Source organism: Flavobacterium sp. MDT1-60, assembly GCF_014844035.1.
Classification (GTDB): domain Bacteria; phylum Bacteroidota; class Bacteroidia; order Flavobacteriales; family Flavobacteriaceae; genus Flavobacterium.
Map to the genome: position 1 here is coordinate 3,810,046 of NZ_CP062159.1, position 18,469 is coordinate 3,828,514.

Sequence of the window (18,469 nt, forward strand, 5' to 3'; positions counted from 1 at the left end):
TGCTAATATTATGTTCTTACATTTCGTTCAAATCGTTGAACTCGTGTAATGACTTCAATGTGCTTTCATAGAATAAAATAGCAGCAATAAGATTTCCTTTGTCAGAATAAGGCATCATTTTTCTCTGAAATTCTACTGTTGTATCCAGGAATGTTGTTGTACCAACTGCCTGGTTATCTAATATTTTTTTTGTGCTCACCATCGTCCGGAATACCTAAGTCTGCCATTGTAACACCTGGTTTAGTAACCAAAGCGATATAAGGTAGCGTTTTTACAAGAACTTTAATACGTTCAATGTATAATTCTAAAAGTTCTCCTTTTTGCATACCACTCAATTCTTTTTGATCATGGTATTTACGGATTAGAGCTGTTGTACTGATAATACTTCTTGGAGCATTTTTTGCCTGTGCTGAAATAGCGCCAGTTGTCAAGAAGAAAAGGACACTTAGTAAAGTAATTTTTATTTTCATTTTCTTAATGTAGGTTGGTTGTTGAAGGAAACAAAAATATATAAATTAACTTAAACTACAACTTTATTGTTTTCTTTTTTCAAAAAAATTAAATAATTTAATTTTATTGCTTCGTATCGGCCTGCTGTAGCTACAATTTAGGCAGTGTTAATATTAGCTTTAGAAGGTATTTTCTGAAGTTTATTATGACTTGATTATTCTGAAACGTCCCGGATATTTTATCCATATGCTTTTTTTGTTGCCGTAATAGTCCATAAATTCTTCACAAACAAAAACGGCATGAGCTGTAGACCAGGCAACAACCCCACAAAATTCACTCCCTGATTCTCGCTTTAACTTTTGTATTTCTTTGCCTTCTTTAAATCCTAAATATTTATAAATTGTTGGAGTGTATACCTCACCTTCTTCTAAATCTTCCAATGCTTTATCAAAAGTTGACTTCTTGTCAATAATTTGTTTGTATTTTGCCATCACCGCATAGGTCAATACTGCATAGTCAGTTATTTTTTCGCTTTCACAATTGTCTTTAATAAATACAAAATCAGCAGAAAATTTAGCTTTATTTAACTCATCACCGTTTAAATTAAATGATGCATTATTTTTTAGTGTTATTTTAAATAAGCTGTCGGTTATTTTTTCGGTTACAAAAAGATTATCCAATCCATAAACATTTAGAGAGGCTTTAATAAAAGCTATTGATGAACAATTTGTACGTTCTCCTTGTTTAAAGCTTTCGAATATTTTATCTGCACTCAGTTGTGAGTAAGAATTTGAACAAACAAACATTAAAAATAAAAATATTGAAGTAACAGGTTTCATTGTCATTAGATTTATAATTCTTTCCCAGCTGTTTTTTGGGTATATGATTGATTTTACAAATCTATAAAAATCAACTCATAGTTGCTTTTATTACTCCGTAACTTTTTTAAAAAACTGTAAAGTGTACTGAAATTGGGCCCTTTTGAGATTTACAATTTACTTTTTGTCACATATGTGTTAATAAACCTCTTGTAAATTAGTGTACTTGGAAGTTGTTAAATCAATAAGCGGTTAAGCGCTGATTAGTAATGCTATTGATATTATAAATGATAATTTAATAAGAATTACTGGATTTATTATAAGAAAAAAGTACTTCTCCATTCTTAATTTTAAACTTATTAACTAAATAAATTAGATCATGGAAAATTCAAACAATTACACAAGCGAAGACCTTCAAAAATGCCCTTATCACAGCCAGCAGAATAATGCGGAACACAATAATGATTCTCACGAAAACGCCAACACAGGAGACTGGGACGACGAGCGAGACGATGCAGGTACTGATCCTGATCGCAATGATGCTGATAAATTTGAAAAAGGAGGAAATGAAAATTCAGGAGGTTCTGGAAGTACAGGAAGTGCTGCAACAAACAGCTGATTTAAAAACTTTGCTTACCCAAATTCTTAAGGATATTTGATGGTAAAATGTAAAAAACGAAGTTTATGAATATAGATTAAATTAAAAAAGGTCTCAAATTTTGAATTTGAGACCTTTTTTAATTATTTTTTTTCTTCATTATCCATCTTATCATCTAAATCAGGTTCTTCACCTTTAAATTTATGAGTATCAACATCATAATTTTCATCGTTTGTTAAAATTTCATCATGATCTTTATATTGATGTTTTCTCGTATCACTTTTATCAGCGCCAATTTTTTGGTTATTGGCTTTCGGATTTTGATTGTTTGTGTTCATAGTAGTACGTTTTAAAGTTTAAATAAAATTACTTATTAAGTTACTTCCATACTTATATAATCATTTCTAAAAGTTATAAGATATCACTATTCAACCAACTAAATTTTTTCATATTACATAAATATCCGCAAAATATTTGCGTATAAAGCGGGTGTCCATAATAAACATAATCTCCATTTTATGTTTACTGCAAAGTCTTTAATATAATAAGAGTCCTGTGAATTATATTTTTATGATGACAATCTATTATACTTCAAGATAACCGAAGTGGGAATATTTTTTCTAATTATTTAACAATTAGATTCATATTTGGGACAACGATATCTCCATTTCCTCCTGAGTAACGCTGTGCAAATACCTCAATATAATCATTGGTAGTTAATTCAGTTGAAGCATTTAATGGAAGGACTACAATGTCTTGTGCGGCCGAGCCTCTACCATAAATTTTATACTGGGATATAGTAGTTCCATTTTTAGCAATATAAATTATATAAATGCCCGCCGCTGGAACCTGAAAAGAAATAGAACCTGTAACTTGAAAAATTCTTTTCTTTTTTCCAAGATATTTCAGACGGTAAGGAACGCCATCTGTAGAAAAGCGAAATAAATTTGATGCTGTCGAGACTGTAGTTCCGGTTCCAACTCTTACAACATTACTGGGATTTGAATTGTTGTTAAAGCTAACACCAATGCCAGTACCTACAGCGTAGTCAATAGCTAAATCTCCTACAGCATTTGCATCTGTCTCAGTAGGAATTCCTGCAGCCCTAACTGACCAGCTGTTGTTAAAATTATACCCTGTGTAAGTTCCGGTAGTGTAAGGTTTAACATAATTAGCAGGAGTCGCTCCGGTAAAAACAACAGATTCTAAAACAGCATCGCCACTAATTGTAAGCCCCGCTGTAGATACATCCACACCAAAGGCACCAGTGCCAACATTAGAGAAACCTCCTTGTTTTTCTATGAGATTAAAAGTTCCTGTAAATTTCTCATAGGTACCTCCATTATTGCTAAACCATGCCTGGTTACTCAAGAGTAATTGCCCTATATTAGTATAAGTAATACCATTTGTATTCCCTGAAAAATTAACGATACTCAAAAAAACTAATCCATAACCAGATATAGTTCCAACACTTGTTGCATTTGCAATTATAGTATCTCTAAGCAAAAAGGTCGAGGTCGATGACGCAGCATTTAAATTAAAGACAGTTGCGCCTGGAGTTGTAATAGTAAGGTTTCTAATACTGCCGCCTGTAGTGCCATCGAAAAGAATGCCTGATGTTTTCACTATAATGTCTTCATTAGCATCCAAACCGTCCAGATAGGCGTTATTTAAATCTATAGGAAAATTAAATACGACCTGGCCATTAATTTCATACAATGTATTGGCAGTTAAAACATACTTGGCTCCCGCACCGGCTGCTAATTCCGCAGCAAGAACAACAGCCAGGTCATCGCCGGCTCTAATTCGTTTGAAATTTAATCTTGGAGGGGTTCCGCCGCTTAGAATTGCCCAGGACGAAGTGGTGGAATTATAATAGTAAAATGATTTAACATCAGTATCATAAACTAGTAATGCATCTACAGGACTTGTAATTGCATTTCTTTGTGCCGTAGTCATTCTTGGTGCTAACATCCCTTTTGTGGTAGAAGTAATATCTAAAACAGAACTTGCATTTGGCGTCACAGTACCAATACCAATCTGGGCATGTCCTAGAAATGTTAAAAATAAGAAAAACAGTAGAAATATAGTTTTGGTATTTTTCGGAGTAAATGTATTTATCATAATTTCTTGTTTTTAGTTTATCGTTACGTGTAGTTTCTAATTTTATTTTTTATCGAAGTGAATTTGAAATAACAACTTTTTGAGTTAATTTTTCATTTTCTGTTGTTAAGAACTCCACTATATAGATTCCATAACTTAAACCACTGGTTGAAAAAGAAAAATTAGATTCACTCCCAAGATCCTCTTTCGATAAGACTACTTTGCCAAGCATGTCGTATATTTTTAATGACTTCATTACTATATTGTTTGGATTTGAAGCTCGTAAACTGTTTTTACTATTATCCTGATAAATTATAAATTGCTTTCCAGCTACATCAGGTACGCCAAGTGTCTCACTTGTAAAGGTGATTTTAAATCTTTCTGAATATGATCCGGGAGAAACTATCACCTGATAAGTTCCGTTTTTGATATCATGATAGGATTGATCAAGAGCATCATAAAGATAAATGGCCTGTGAATTATCAAAATTCTTTACTTCAGGTATATAAAATTTAAAAGTAGCAGTAGTAGTTGCTTTAACTGTTAATGGTATTTTTTTGGTCTGATCAAAATTTACTCCCTGAATAACATAATTACCATTTTCGATTCGAAAAGCCACATCATTAGGAGGGCTGGTATCCATGTTCAGAGCATCAATACCAAAATCTATACCGTCTGAAGCCTCGGGCAAAAAAGCCAATGCCAGCTGTCGGGTAAATTGATTGTCGATAATTGTATTTAATCTAAAATACTGAACAACATTTATTTCCTCACTCTTATCATTTGAATTATCCGTTTTAGCAGTTGGTTTTGTCGGTTTTTCAAACTGAGAAACACCTACACTTTCTTTGGTATAGACGCGGTGTTCGTTTTTAAATGTGGCTGTACCATTAGCATTGGCAAAAATTACAAATCCCTGACCTATTGGGGCAAATCTGCGCGGGATAGAAAGTCCTGATGATACCCCCGCTGTATTTAAAGTTCCATCCTGATTATAAGAATTGAATGTTGCAGGTACATATAAGCCTTCAGAACCTAGTAACAAGGGTGAATAACTTCCATACCCTCCTCTATAAGCTGCCAGGTAATGAGAATTTACGTTTTTGTCCTGTTCCCAAAAATAAGCGATTCCTCTGGTAGCCGCATTTGAAGCATCTAAAAGAAATGCGTTTAAATGCAGGGCCGATGGATATGGATTACCTGTTAAAGTTGAATTATTAGCACCTAAGTTAATTGTAATATTTCCATCATTTGGTTTTCCTCTAAAATCATATCTTTGGGCACTACCGGGGTTGTTTACTATGCCGGTTCCTTCCGGATTTGTACTATCAGTACCGCTGGTTCCTTTCATAGAAAAACCTTCTCCTGGAGCTAGCGTGCTTGCATTTCCTACAAATATCCATTGCGAATAATTATTGGCATTTATTAACTTGTAAATCCAAACTGATGAAATTGAAAGCGGATTGGCAATTCCATCATTACCAGTAACCACTAGCGCGGCATTTGAATTTATTGAAGTGATGGGCTGGTTAAGCATTGTAATTCCGAAATTTTCATTTCCGGATGATGCAGAGGCATTTCCAACAGGTGAACACCAGTAATTATATTCAAAATTATCACTTGTCCCTTCCTGATACACTGATAATTTTCCAAGTCCTGTATTTGCTGATACACCAGTTGTACCCTGAATTAGTTGCGCATTATTCCGAAGATATAAATTGGAGTCTGCTGCTGCCAGATTAATGTTTTGCTGTACAAAAAGGATTTCGTTTTTAACGTACATATTGGCAGTAGATCCAAAATAAATCTGAGCTAAACATTTCGTAGTACTAAGTAGTAATAAAAATAATATTTTTTTCATAGTTTCAGTTTAGAGTTATAACAAAAAACAACCTATAGACATAGTAATCAAAACTTTACTAAACTTTCTTTTTTCTTAAAACAAAAAAGCCTAGCAATCCTCCTGCAACGATTAAAAATAAAATTTTGTCATTGATAGTAGCAGGTAATCCTACCGGAGGTGGAATATTGGGTTCAGGAGGGTCCTGAAATGAATAAGCAGTTGATGATAAAAGAAACAATACAGATACGAACAAAAACATGATTTTATGGCTCATAATATTTAATTTTGGGGATCTTAAATAATTGCAAAAACAAAATCTTTAACGGAAAAATTAAGAAGTATAAATAAGATGGAAGAGTTCTTAATTCTGACATTAAATACTACCCAGACGCTTTTCAAAACACACGCTATTGATTATCACTAACTTACAATTAAACATACTATTTAACTTACATATTAAATCTTAATATTTACATAATTTCCATGTTTTAATGCTAACTTTTCTAATAATAATATAATTTAATACAGCTTTTTTTATTGATAATGTATTGAGACTTTTTCTACAAAATTCTAGAGGAGCATTGTCTTGGTAGTCTTTTGTTTTAAATTTGCACCATGATGTCAGCGTAGAGCAGCAGATTATATAATCGAATAAAGAGAGAAAATAAAAAGTGGAGCATAAACAAACAAGCTGGGTTATTTGTCCCGAATGTCAGGGGCGCGGTAAAAAAAGTCAAAGGCTTAGTAAAAAAGTGAAGCTCCGCTACCAGACAGAACTCGATCTGTTTGAAAAAACGAATGGCGAAGGAAAAACTCCTGTTCGTCCTAAAGCACACTTATACTTATGCCTGAATTGTTCGGGATCGGGCTTAATTCCTTCTGCCAACTCTCCTGTTGCTGATAAAGAAAACTACCCACACGTTGCTATTATTGGTGGCGGTATTGGAGGAGTGGCTCTGGCTGTAGCTTGTTTGCATCGCAGAATTCCTTTTACTCTTTATGAACGCGATATTAACTTTGATGCCCGATCTCAAGGTTACGGGCTTACTCTTCAGCAAGCCAGTAAAGCAATTGAAGGCTTGGGTATTTTCTCTTTAGAAGATGGTGTTACTTCAACAAGACATATTGTTCATAATACAGAAGGGAAAGTGATTGGGGAATGGGGGATTAGAAAATGGTTACAATCTGAGACCAAAAATTCTCCAAAACGTACAAATGTGCATATAGCCCGCCAATCATTACGATTAGCCCTACTGGAGCAACTGGGCGGATCTGATGCGGTACAATGGGGGCATCAATTAATTGATTTTAAAGAATCTGATGAGGAAGAGATGGAATTAACTTTTCAGGTCGACGGAGAAATTAAAAGTGTCAGGGCAGATCTTATTGTAGGAGCCGATGGTATTCGTAGTTCGGTACGGAGATTACTAATTGGTGAAGATAGTACCCCTTTACGTTACTTAGACTGTATTGTTATTTTGGGTATTTGTCCATTAGATACTCTGGAAGGTGTTGATAGTTCTTTATTAGATTCAGCTACTGTATTTCAAACCGCCAATGGTAATGAGCGAATTTACATAATGCCTTATACAGCCGATTCGGTGATGTGGCAACTTAGCTTTCCAATGCCAGAAAAAGAAGCTAAGACACTAAGCGCAAAAGGGCCTAAGGCACTCAAGGAAGAAGCCTGTCGAAGAACACAATGGCACGATCCTGTTCCCCAGATTTTAGCGGCAACTCTGGAAGCTCAAATTTCTGGTTATCCTGTATATGACCGGAAATTATTAAAATCAGAATTGTTAGAGAATAGCGGACACGTAACTTTGATTGGAGATGCAGCTCATCCAATGAGTCCATTCAAAGGACAGGGTGCAAATCAGGCTCTGCTAGATGCACTCTCGTTGGCACGTGGAATCTTCAAAGGATGTAAATCTTTATCTTACTGGAAAAAAGCTGGATTAAGAGAAAGTGTATTAAATGAGTTTGAGTCCGAAATGTTGAAACGCAGTGCTACTAAAGTAAAAGATTCAGCAGCGGCAGCACAGTTTTTACATTCCGAAATTGTACTATTTGAGGGTGATGAACCTCGAGGACGGTTCTTAAAGAAAAAAGAGATGTAGTTCTAATCTATTTTATATAGTTGGGCGAAACACATTTCTGCCAATATTCTACAATACTTTGTATCATATCTTTCATTTCTATAAAATCGTACGGCTTTATAAAAAATCCTTGTACCGATTTTGAATAGGCTTCGACAACATGTTGCTGCTCGGCACCTGTAGTGAAAAATAAATAAGGAATGGACTTCATTCTCAAATCTTCATTTTCATGAATTTTTGAACGTAACTCTATTCCATTTAATTTAGGCATATTTATATCCGAGAATATAATAAAGGGTTCAATAGCTGTTGAAATTAGATAATCAAGCGCTAATTCTCCATCACCAAAAAAAATGACTTCATTCTTATAATTAAGTTCTTTAAATACCAACCCCAGGATTTCCTGATCATCCTGATCATCTTCTATAATTATTATTGGTCCGCCTTTATTCATAAATTCTTTAACTTTAATTACTGATACGAAAGGTACTCTTTTAAATTAAACGGAATGCAAATTTTAGTATTCTTATATAATCAAAAATGTAAAAACTGATGAAAAATAATAACCTTACGTTCTCCTAATTATAATAATACTGTAAAAAAGAAGGGGTTTAATCGGTTAATTTAACTATATTCGTTCAAAATCATAATTCTTTAATTTAAAAATTAAGATTTTAGTTCTAATAATTACTAAAATATAGGTGTTTTTCCAGCAAATTATTGCCATTATTTTTCTAAATATAACTTCGTATTATATGAATATCAAAGAAAAAAATGACAAAAAGGAAATAATCCTTTCGCAAGAACAAATCGTTCAAAATATCCAAAAAGAAAATCTTAATGTGGAACTTGATGTAGTAAATAATCCGGCTACATTTCAGAATAATAAAAAACATACCGCAAAAATCCATAACCTCAAGGAGCAGCTAAAAGCAAAAGAGCAGCTTCTAAACAATCATATCAATGCCATCAATACCTCAAATGGGTCGATAGAATTTGATCTTGAAGGTAATATCCTGAGTGCCAATAAGAATTTTCTTGAAATTATGGGCTATAATGAAATTGATTTGCTCGGGAAACATCACAGCATCTTTGTTGATCCCTCCTATTCAAAATCAAATGCCTATCAATTGTTTTGGAGCAGCTTAAAAAAAGGAATTTATCAAAAAGATGAATTCATCCGGGTTGCTAAAAATGGTAAATTAATATGGCTTTTTGGCAGTTATAACCCCATTTTGGATACTTTGGGCAAACCCTATAAAATTTTAAAAATTGCCACAGATATTACGCTCGCAAAAACACAATTTTTGCAGTTGGCGGTTCAGGCGCAGGAAAAAGAAAAAAGGGCATCTGAATTAATCATAGCTAATAAAGAACTTGCTTTTCAAAATGCCGAAAAAGAAAAACGTGCCGCCGAACTAGTTGTAGCCAATAAGGAATTAAAATTTCAGAACGAACAAAAAGAAAAACGGGCATCTGAACTCATCGTAGCCAATAAAGAACTTGCTTTTCAAAATAAAGAAAAGGAAAAACGTGCGGCTGAATTAGTCATTGCCAATAAAGAATTAAAATTTCAAAACGAACAAAAAGAAAAACGGGCATCTGAACTCATCATAGCCAATAAAGAACTTGCTTTTCAAAATAAGGAAAAGGAAAAACGTGCGGCTGAATTGGTTATTGCCAATAAAGAATTAAAATTTCAAAACGAACAAAAAGAAAAACGGGCATCTGAACTCATCATAGCCAATAAAGAACTTGCTTTTCAAAATGAGGAAAAAGAAAAAAGGGCGGCTGAATTAGTTATTGCAAATAAAGAACTGAAGTTTCAGAACGAACAAAAAGAAAAAAGGGCATCTGAACTCATCATAGCCAATAAAGAACTTGCTTTTCAAAATAAGGAAAAGGAAAAACGTGCGGCTGAACTAGTTATCGCTAATAAAGAATTAAAATTTCAAAACGAACAAAAAGAACAGCGGGCCAAGGAATTAATTATAGCTAATAAAGAACTTGCTTTTCAAAATAAGGAAAAAGAAAAACGTGCAGCTGAATTAGTTATTGCCAATAAAGAATTAAAATTTCAGAACGAACAAAAAGAAAAACGGGCATCTGAACTCATCATAGCCAATAAAGAACTTGCTATTCAGAGTAAGGAAAAAGAAAAACGTGCAGCTGAATTGATTATTGCAAATAAGAAATTAGCCGCTGAAAACATTCTGAAACAAAAAAGAAAAGTAGAGAAAGAGAAGCGAGCAGCGGAATTAATCGTTACCAATCGAGAACTTGCTTATCAGGAAAAACGAAGCAAAGAATTGACCCTGGCAAACGATGAACTCAAGAAAGCCCAGGAAGAGCTAGAGTCGTTTTCCTATTCTGTTTCGCATGATCTTCGTGCGCCAATACGTGCCATAAACGGCTATACACAAATTTTAATAGAGGATCATATTGATGCCATAGACGACGATGGAAAAAATGTTCTCCAAGCCATAGTAAAAAACTCCAATAAAATGGGAGTACTAATAGATGACTTATTGGCTTTTAGCAAATTAGGTCGTAAACAAGTAGCTTCTATAAATATAAATATGGCAACACTATTAAGTACTGTTATAAGCGATATGATAATTGAAAAAGGCGAAAATACTCCAATATTCGAAATCGATGACCTCGCTCCTGCACACGGAGATCCATCACTTATCAAACAAGTATGGGTAAATTTAATTTCAAATGCAATCAAATATTCAAAATATAAATCAGAAACCAGAATTAAGATAACATCAACTTCCAAAAATGATAAAATCATATATAGTATAAAAGATTGGGGATCAGGTTTTGACATGGAATATTATGATAAATTATTCGGTGTCTTTCAGCGCCTGCACTCGCAGGAAGAGTTTTCAGGAACAGGCATAGGCCTTGCTATTGTACAAAAAATAGTAAACCGACACTACGGAACAGTGTGGGCAGAATCAAAATTAGATGCAGGTGCAGTATTTTACTTTAGCCTGCCAGAAATAAAACATTAAAAGTAAAAAAATGAACTACGACGATATTGAAATTTTATTTGCCGAAGACAGCATGGAAGATGCTGTACTAACTATCCGCGCCTTAAATAAAAGCGGTTTTACAAACAAACTTTTACATGTAAAAGACGGAGCTGAAGCGCTTGATTTTATATACTGTAAAGGAATTTATTCAGACAGAAATCCTAAATCACATCCAAAACTTTTTCTTCTGGATTTAAAAATGCCAAAGATGTCCGGAATACAGGTGCTTGAAAAAGTTAAAAGTGATGCTGAACTTAAATCGATTCCGGTGGTTATACTGACCTCATCACAGGAGGATCCAGATATAGCAAAATGTTATAGTCTGGGTGCCAACAGTTATATCGTGAAACCCGTAGACAGTAATAATTTTTTTAATGCCATAAAAGAAATGGGAATATACTGGATGATACTCAGCCAGCCTGCTCTATAAATTTAAAGCAAACGATTATTTAATATTAAACTATGATTCCATATCAAATTAAAAAAGATATAAAAGTATTGCTATTAGAAGACAATACTGCTGATGCGGACTTAATAATCAGACATTTGACAAAATCCGGATTGTCATTTAGCTCCAAAATAGTTGAATCAAGAAAAGTTTTTGAAGAATCACTTGATACTTTTTGCCCGGATATTATATTATCAGATTATTCGCTACCTGCATTTGATGCTGTTTCTGCCTTTAATATAATTAAAGAAAGAGCTCTTAAAATACCTTTTATACTTATTTCAGGTACTATTGGTGAGGAAAATGCTGTAATGCTTATAAAAGAAGGTGTAACAGATTATGTATCCAAAAATAATTTTTCATCCTTAATGCAAAAAATTACGCGCGCGCTTAAAGAAGCTGAGGAAGTAATTGAAAAAGAAGATTTGCTTAAAAGATTAAAAACACAGACTGCAGCACTACTAATAGCTAATCAGGAATTGGAATTTCAAAATGCTGAAAAGGAAAAAAGGGCTATTGAATTACTTTATGCTAATAAAGAACTGCTTGCATTCAATTTTATATCAAGCCATGATCTTCAGGAGCCACTTCGAAAAATTCAGATTTTCATTTCAATTATGATGGATAAAGAAATGAAAACCATGTCTGAGGACGGAAAAAACAATTTGAATCGTATACATGTTGCTGCAACAAGAATGAGACAACTCATTGAAGATTTGATGGATTTTTCAAGAGTTAGTGCAGTAGATCATCAATATGAAATGAGTGATTTGCAGGATATTATTGAAGATGTAAAATCAGAACTTATTGATACGATTCATCACAAAAAAGCTGTTTTTGAAATAAATGGATTAATGCCTGTCAATATAATGACCTTTCAATTTAGACAGCTTATTTACAATTTAATGAGCAACTCACTAAAGTTCTCCATACCTGAAGTTCCGCTCCAAATTACGATACAATCTGTCATTCTTAAAAATGAAGAGTTCAGAGCTCTTAATCTGCCAAACAGCCCGCAAATCTGTGATTACTGGAACCTTAGTTTTCAGGATAACGGAATTGGTTTTGAAGCGCAGTACAATCAAAATATCTTCCTGATCTTTCAAAGACTCCATCACACCGAAGATTATTCCGGAACAGGAATTGGTTTAGCCATAGTAAAGAAGATTGTAGAGAACCACAACGGAATTATAACTGCCGACGGTAATTTAAATAAGGGTGTGACATTTAACATCTACATCCCCATTAATGAAAGCTTTAAGAAAATCCCGGAAGATTTGAAATCCAAAAAACAATCTGCTAAAGTATTGAGTAATGATTTAAAAAACGAATATGAAATGCATTAGTTTCCATATCGGTTACAATTTTTAAGTCAACCAGATAACCTGAATATTTTTTGATTTCTTTTAATTAATCTTCTAAATCGGCTTATGCATATTCAACTAAAATTAATTAAATTAGCTAAAGAAATAGTATTTAATCAGATAAGAATTGTCAAAATCATTTGAAAAAGATCTAATATCTGCAATACTATATTTCAAAAGAATACTTATTATATTAGTTGAATACAACATTAAATTTCCTCTTATAAATTAAAAGAATGCTTGACGACTTCCCATTTTATCTTGGTATATTACTAGTTATTTTATTGCTGATTATGATAGCAAATAAAATAAAAATAGCTTATCCTATTTTATTGGTATTAGCGGGACTAGCCATTAGTTTTATTCCTGGTGTACCTGTAATCAATATCGAACCTGAACTCATATTTTTTATTTTCCTGCCACCTCTCTTATATGAAGCCGCCTGGACCGTTTCGTGGAAAGAAATGTGGCGTTGGCGAAGAATTATTACCAGTTTTGCTTTTGTTGTCGTTTTTCTGTCGGCACTTTCAGTAGCACTTGTTGCTAATTATTTTATTCCGGGTTTTTCATTAGCACTGGGTTTTGTATTGGGTGGAATTATATCTCCGCCAGATGCAGTCAGTGCGGGTGCTATTTTAAAATTCGTTAAAGTACCAAAAGCAATTTCGTCTATATTAGAAGGCGAAAGTTTATTGAATGATGCGTCTTCCTTAATTATTTTCAGATTTGCTATGATCGCTGTTGCAACAGAACAGTTTATATTTTACAAGGCCGCTACAAGTTTTAGCTGGATGATTATTGGCGGAGTAGCCATAGGATTACTAATTGGATGGCTTTTTATGAAAGCCCATAAATATTTACCTACTGACGCCAATGCAGATATTGTTCTTAGTCTGCTTACACCCTATATTATTTATCTCGCTGCCGAAGAAGTTCACTGTTCAGGGGTTCTGGCTGTGGTAAGCGGAGGTTTGCTTTTATCAAATAACAGACACCGTTTTCTTAACAGCAAATCTCGTTTGCGTGGTGTAAATGTTTGGGAGAGTTTCTGTTTTATATTAAATGGATTCGTTTTTATGCTTATAGGGTTAGATTTACCGCAAATTACGAAAGGCCTTGAAGACGTAAGTCTTCCCTCAGCTATTGGATATGGAATACTTATTACAATTGTATTGATAGTAAGCAGAATGCTTTCTTCGTATGGAGCTGTAGTAGTAACATTGATTGCCCGTAACTTCATCACTGTAGCTGACACGAGAAACCCTGGTATAAAAACACCTTTTATACTTGGCTGGACTGGAATGCGCGGTGTTGTTTCTTTGGCGGCAGCATTATCAATACCGGTTTATTTGAATAACGGAAATGGTTTTCCACAACGAAACCTTATTTTGTTTATTACTTTTATTGTTATTCTTCTCACTTTGGTAATTCAGGGGTTAACGTTACCTTACTTTATCAGAAAAATTAATCTTACAGATATTTATGATCCAATACCACGTGAAGAAGCCTACAATACATTGCGAAAAGAATTAGCTGAACACGCTATAAATTATCTAAAAACACATTATAGTGGTGAAGTTGAAAACAATACACCGTTACAGCATCTAATTCAGAAATGGGAACTTCACAGCAATGGAATAGATGACGAATCTATTGGAGAAGAACTTAAAGTTATTTATATCGATCTGTTAAACGAACAAAGACAATGGCTGATCAATAAAAATAAGGAAGATCAAACCTTAGATGAATCTATAATCAGAAGGCAAATGCATTATTTGGATATTGAAGAAGAAAAGTTGCGCTTTCTTTAGTACTATACCTATTCTTAAATTTAAAGAAAGAACTTCTGGTATTTAGAAAAGCGGTTTCATTTTATAAAATGAAACAATAATTGGTGACTGTAATTCAAACAGATCAAAAATCTAAACTTTCTTTAATAAATAAAACAGTATTTCCTCTTCAAGTTCTTTTGATAAATTTTCGCATTTTAATTTTTGATTAAAACTTTTTTCAAATTTTTTCTTGAGCTTTTCTGTTTTTATTTTACTATGACAATAGTCGTCGCAGATTGTTTTGAATTTATCATCAACGAGATATAGAATTTTAATGGATTCCATAAACTCAGCAAATTTCGCACTATAAAGTTCTTCAGGGATCGACATATCTTATTTGGTTTTAAATACATAACACATCTAAGTTACAATTATAGTAAAGAAGTATTTAAGTAAAGATGTTTCAATCTATAACTTGAAACAACTACAATAAATTTCTGACTACTATAACTGACTAAATAGTTTGTACAAAGACCCTGTCTCGCTGATTTGTAATCTTAAAAAAGAATACTATCGGAAAAATATATAAACTATAACGAGAAAACTCCACTAAAAATAATGGAGCTTCTGTAGTTTTTATTCTTTAATTCCTTCTTTTTAAGGCTTTATAAAAGCCAAAATATCTGCATTAATAGTTGGTGCATCTGTTGTTGGCATTCCATGGCATAAACCAGGGTATGTGATTAATTTTCCGTTTTTCAAAAGTTCAGCTGCTCTTAAAGCCGTAGTCGCATAGGGAACAATTTGGTCATCTTCGCCATGCAGTACTAATACCGGCATTTCCACACTTTTTAAATCTTCAGTAAAATCGGTTTCTGAGAATGCTTTTATACAGTCATAATGCGCCTTAATTCCTCCCATCATTCCCTGACGCCACCAATTGTCCTGAATACCTTTTACCACCTTCGCTCCTTCTCTATTATAACCGTAAAACGGAAAAGTTATATCATGATAAAATTGCGATCTGTTGTTGGCCGTATTAAAACGGATATCATCAAATACTGCTAATGGAACTCCGTTTGGATTATTGTCATCTACAATCATATAAGGCGTTACTGCACTTATAAGTACTACTTTTGACACTCTGTTTTTGCCATATTTTGCTACATATCGTATGGCTTCACCACCTCCCGTTGAATGACCAATGTGTATTGCATCTTTTAAATCTAAAAATGCAGTAAGTTCTGCCACATCAGCGGCATAAGTGTTCATCTCATTCCCTGCATAGGTTTGGGCAGATCTTCCGTGTCCGCGTCTGTCATGGGCGATTACCCTAAATCCCTGATCCAGAAAAAACATCATTTGTGTGTCCCAGTCATCTGCTGACAATGGCCAGCCGTGATGAAAAAAAATAGGTTGCCCTGTTCCCCAATCTTTATAATAAAGTTCTGTTCCGTCTTTTAATGTAAACTTGCTCATTTTACTTTCTTTTAATGTTTATAAATGATTTAAAATTGAATCTGACTTTTTTAATCTAAGTTACTCCCCCTTACAAAAAATTATAGTTTTTCATACCAGTCTAAAATATAGTCTGCCACCACATCCCATCCTTTTTCTCCGCATATAAAGTGACTTTTGCCCTCAAAAATCTTTAAATCGACACGACTGTTTTTGTCTTTGTATTTATTTGCCAAGGTTGTTGTAAGCGATGGTGGAAAAATATTGTCGCTGCCACCACCAATAAATAGAATCGGTTCATGCGACTTTCCAAAATCAATATTAGAAAAAGAGTTTAGAACCAATTCCCTACTGACTTTAAAACTTTCAGGCACTGCAAAACTTTCAAAAGCATACCCTCTTTCATCAGAAGGTGTCGTGTTGAAAAAACATTTGTCATACCATTCCCGGCTTCCCATAAAATAGTCTTTACCGGAAAAAAAACCAAATGCAGGCAGTACTGATTTTAATGTTTGAAGGGGAGGAAATACATTTTTGGGAGGTGCACCATCTATACTTACAGCTGCAGCTGCCTTACCCAATTCTAACAATTTCATGGCTGCCATTCCAGCCATAGAATGTCCAATAATTAATGGTTTTTCAGGCAGGCTATCGATCAGTTTCGAAATGTTGTCAACCACATCTATAAACCCTGTTTTAATAAGTGCAGGATGTACCTGATTTCTTAAAGCTGTAGGGTTTCCTTCATGCCCCGGATTAGCTGGTGTATAAACCGTATACCCTTTTTGTTCATAATGGCTTTTCCAATTTGTCCAGGTAACATCATTTACAAAGTTTCCATGAATCAGAATTATTGATTTTGTTTTTGTCATACGATTAAATATTTAATGAGTAATAAAATATTGCCTATGATAAGTTTACGTTTTATTGACCGTTCTAAAAATTGCTTTTTTTAATAAATCAATAAATTTTACTGCCTTGAAGAAAGGGAAGCAATCAACGTACCCAAGATACAAATAACTTATTACCAACAAGTTAAATAAAATACATTTTTTATTTTTTACTACATTTCGTTAATTAATACAAATTTTAACGAAATATAAAAAGAAGTAAAAAGCAATCTATTCTCCTCGATCCTTGATTAAATATTTTCGATAATACTCTAAAAGAATACTAAGTTTTATTCATTAAAATTTACTTTAATAATTAACTGTAACATTATCAACTACTAAACGTCTTATTAAAAGTTTAAAAAAAGATTTAAACCTCTAAAAGATGAAAAAAACTATTCTTGAAGATTTCAAAATCAATGCCAAAATTAAACTTGCCTTTTTATGGGCATCCGTTACATTTTTATATCTCTACGGCGACTATTTCGAACTTTATGTACCTGGCAAAACAGCAGGTATTATTGACGGAAGCAGTTTACTTAACAATCCCCAAAAATTATTTCTAGCTTCTTTATTATTAGCAATTCCGGCACTAATGGTCGGTTTGTCAGTTTCATTAAAACCAATAATAAACAAATGGCTTAATATTATATTTGGTCTCTTTTTTACAGCTATTATGCTGTTAATTGCAGTGACGTCAATTTCAGAATGGAGATCTTTTTATGTTTTATACGCAATTATAGAAAGTATACTTACTTCAATAATTGTCTGGAAAGCTTTTAATTGGCCTAAACAAACTAACTTACAAGAAACCATCTAAATAATCTCAAAATGGCATCAAATAAAAAAAAGGCCAGAATTGCCGGTTTACTCTATCTCGTTGTTGTGTTAACTGGTTTTTTCAGCCTGGCTTATGTACCTTCTAAACTTATTTTTTGGGATAATCCAACGGAAACTTTTAATGCGATAAAAGCATCTCAAACGCTTTTCAGATTTGGAATTGTAAGTGGTATAATCTGTTATATTTTCTTTTTAATGTTACCTGTTGCGCTTTATAAACTCCTTGCGCCGGTCAATGAATTATACGCAAAATTGATGGTTCTTTTAGCCATAATTAGTGTTCCTGTTTCATTTTTAAATATCCAGAATAAATTCAGTGTTCTGTCTCTCATCAATGGCGAAAATGATACTGTTTTTACAAATGAACAATTGCAATCTCAGGTAATGTTTTATCTCAATCAATATGATAATGGTATTTTAATGGTTTCAATATTTTGGGGACTGTGGTTATTTCCGTTTGGTTATTTAGTTTACAAGTCAGGTTTTTTACCTACAATTTTTGGGGTTTTATTGATAATGGGATGTTTTGGTTACCTCATAAATTTTTTCGGTAATACTTTAATCCCTGGTTACTCTGATTTTGGTTTCTCTAAATATATAAGAATCCCTTCGGCCTTAGGAGAAATTGGAATCTGTTTGTGGCTCCTTATTATTGGCGCAAAAGAAAAGACTGCATTAACATAATATGTTTAGTTTTTATAGGGATAAAAAAGGTTGCTATCCAAAAAAGGATTTGAATAAATAG

At 33.4% G+C, this 18,469-nt stretch carries 16 protein-coding genes and 1 pseudogene; 8 read left to right on the top strand and 9 right to left on the bottom strand.

Going from position 1 to position 18,469, the window contains the following annotated elements:
- Nucleotides 1–16: 16 nt before the first annotated feature.
- Both IHE43_RS15870 and IHE43_RS15875 read right to left on the bottom strand, forming a co-directional pair.
- A pseudogene (locus IHE43_RS15870) lies at nucleotides 17–470 on the bottom strand (hypothetical protein).
- Between the two features lie 183 nt (nucleotides 471–653).
- Entirely contained in the window at nucleotides 654–1,289 is a 636-nt protein-coding gene (locus tag IHE43_RS15875) for a hypothetical protein (RefSeq protein ID WP_192184802.1), read from the bottom strand.
- 358 nt (nucleotides 1,290–1,647) lie between these two features.
- On the opposite strand from IHE43_RS15875, the gene IHE43_RS15880 reads away from it, so the two are divergent.
- A complete protein-coding gene (locus IHE43_RS15880; protein WP_192184803.1) occupies nucleotides 1,648–1,887 on the top strand; it encodes a hypothetical protein in 240 nt (79 codons plus the stop codon).
- 122 nt (nucleotides 1,888–2,009) lie between these two features.
- On the opposite strand, the gene IHE43_RS15885 is transcribed toward IHE43_RS15880, so the two are convergent.
- The 4 genes from IHE43_RS15885 to IHE43_RS15900 form a co-directional block, all read right to left on the bottom strand.
- Entirely contained in the window at nucleotides 2,010–2,204 is a 195-nt protein-coding gene (locus IHE43_RS15885; protein WP_192184804.1) for a hypothetical protein, read from the bottom strand.
- Nucleotides 2,205–2,490: 286 nt separating this feature from the next.
- Nucleotides 2,491–3,990 carry a hypothetical protein gene (locus tag IHE43_RS15890; protein ID WP_192184805.1) on the bottom strand — a complete coding sequence of 500 codons (1,500 nt, stop codon included), beginning with the start codon at nucleotides 3,988–3,990 and terminating at the stop codon, nucleotides 2,491–2,493.
- Between the two features lie 49 nt (nucleotides 3,991–4,039).
- A complete protein-coding gene (locus IHE43_RS15895; RefSeq protein WP_225585152.1) occupies nucleotides 4,040–5,830 on the bottom strand; it encodes a T9SS type A sorting domain-containing protein in 1,791 nt (596 codons plus the stop codon).
- Nucleotides 5,831–5,888: 58 nt separating this feature from the next.
- Nucleotides 5,889–6,086 carry a hypothetical protein gene (locus tag IHE43_RS15900; protein ID WP_192184806.1) on the bottom strand — a complete coding sequence of 66 codons (198 nt, stop codon included), beginning with the start codon at nucleotides 6,084–6,086 and terminating at the stop codon, nucleotides 5,889–5,891.
- Nucleotides 6,087–6,483: 397 nt separating this feature from the next.
- Here IHE43_RS15900 and IHE43_RS15905 point away from each other — a divergent pair, with 397 nt between their 5' ends.
- Nucleotides 6,484–7,932 (top strand): NAD(P)/FAD-dependent oxidoreductase, encoded by a 1,449-nt coding sequence (locus IHE43_RS15905; RefSeq protein WP_192184807.1) that lies wholly within the window; start codon nucleotides 6,484–6,486, stop codon nucleotides 7,930–7,932.
- Between the two features lie 7 nt (nucleotides 7,933–7,939).
- Here the strand turns inward: IHE43_RS15905 and IHE43_RS15910 are convergent, their stop codons facing one another.
- Nucleotides 7,940–8,365: a response regulator gene (locus IHE43_RS15910; RefSeq protein ID WP_192184808.1), complete on the bottom strand. Its 426-nt coding sequence runs from the start codon at nucleotides 8,363–8,365 to the stop codon at nucleotides 7,940–7,942.
- 301 nt (nucleotides 8,366–8,666) lie between these two features.
- Here IHE43_RS15910 and IHE43_RS15915 point away from each other — a divergent pair, with 301 nt between their 5' ends.
- The 4 genes from IHE43_RS15915 to IHE43_RS15930 all read left to right on the top strand — a co-directional run bounded on the left by IHE43_RS15915 (nucleotide 8,667) and on the right by IHE43_RS15930 (nucleotide 14,575).
- Complete coding sequence (locus IHE43_RS15915) at nucleotides 8,667–10,931, top strand: ATP-binding protein (protein ID WP_192184809.1); 2,265 nt, start codon at nucleotides 8,667–8,669, stop codon at nucleotides 10,929–10,931.
- 10 nt (nucleotides 10,932–10,941) lie between these two features.
- Nucleotides 10,942–11,382 carry a response regulator gene (locus IHE43_RS15920; protein WP_192184810.1) on the top strand — a complete coding sequence of 147 codons (441 nt, stop codon included), beginning with the start codon at nucleotides 10,942–10,944 and terminating at the stop codon, nucleotides 11,380–11,382.
- A 32-nt stretch (nucleotides 11,383–11,414) separates the two neighbouring features.
- Nucleotides 11,415–12,746, top strand: a complete 1,332-nt coding sequence (locus IHE43_RS15925; protein ID WP_192184811.1) for an ATP-binding protein — start codon at nucleotides 11,415–11,417, stop codon at nucleotides 12,744–12,746.
- A 254-nt stretch (nucleotides 12,747–13,000) separates the two neighbouring features.
- Nucleotides 13,001–14,575 carry a Na+/H+ antiporter gene (locus IHE43_RS15930; RefSeq protein ID WP_192184812.1) on the top strand — a complete coding sequence of 525 codons (1,575 nt, stop codon included), beginning with the start codon at nucleotides 13,001–13,003 and terminating at the stop codon, nucleotides 14,573–14,575.
- A gap of 618 nt (nucleotides 14,576–15,193) precedes the next feature.
- Here IHE43_RS15930 and IHE43_RS15935 read toward each other — a convergent pair.
- Nucleotides 15,194–16,015 carry an alpha/beta fold hydrolase gene (locus tag IHE43_RS15935; protein ID WP_192184813.1) on the bottom strand — a complete coding sequence of 274 codons (822 nt, stop codon included), beginning with the start codon at nucleotides 16,013–16,015 and terminating at the stop codon, nucleotides 15,194–15,196.
- A gap of 80 nt (nucleotides 16,016–16,095) precedes the next feature.
- Nucleotides 16,096–16,866 carry a carboxylesterase gene (locus tag IHE43_RS15940; RefSeq protein ID WP_192184814.1) on the bottom strand — a complete coding sequence of 257 codons (771 nt, stop codon included), beginning with the start codon at nucleotides 16,864–16,866 and terminating at the stop codon, nucleotides 16,096–16,098.
- A 403-nt stretch (nucleotides 16,867–17,269) separates the two neighbouring features.
- Here IHE43_RS15940 and IHE43_RS15945 point away from each other — a divergent pair, with 403 nt between their 5' ends.
- Nucleotides 17,270–17,704 carry a DUF6326 family protein gene (locus IHE43_RS15945; protein WP_192184815.1) on the top strand — a complete coding sequence of 145 codons (435 nt, stop codon included), beginning with the start codon at nucleotides 17,270–17,272 and terminating at the stop codon, nucleotides 17,702–17,704.
- Between the two features lie 11 nt (nucleotides 17,705–17,715).
- Nucleotides 17,716–18,408 (top strand): DUF4386 domain-containing protein, encoded by a 693-nt coding sequence (locus IHE43_RS15950; protein WP_192184816.1) that lies wholly within the window; start codon nucleotides 17,716–17,718, stop codon nucleotides 18,406–18,408.
- The last annotated feature ends 61 nt before the right edge of the window (nucleotides 18,409–18,469 follow it).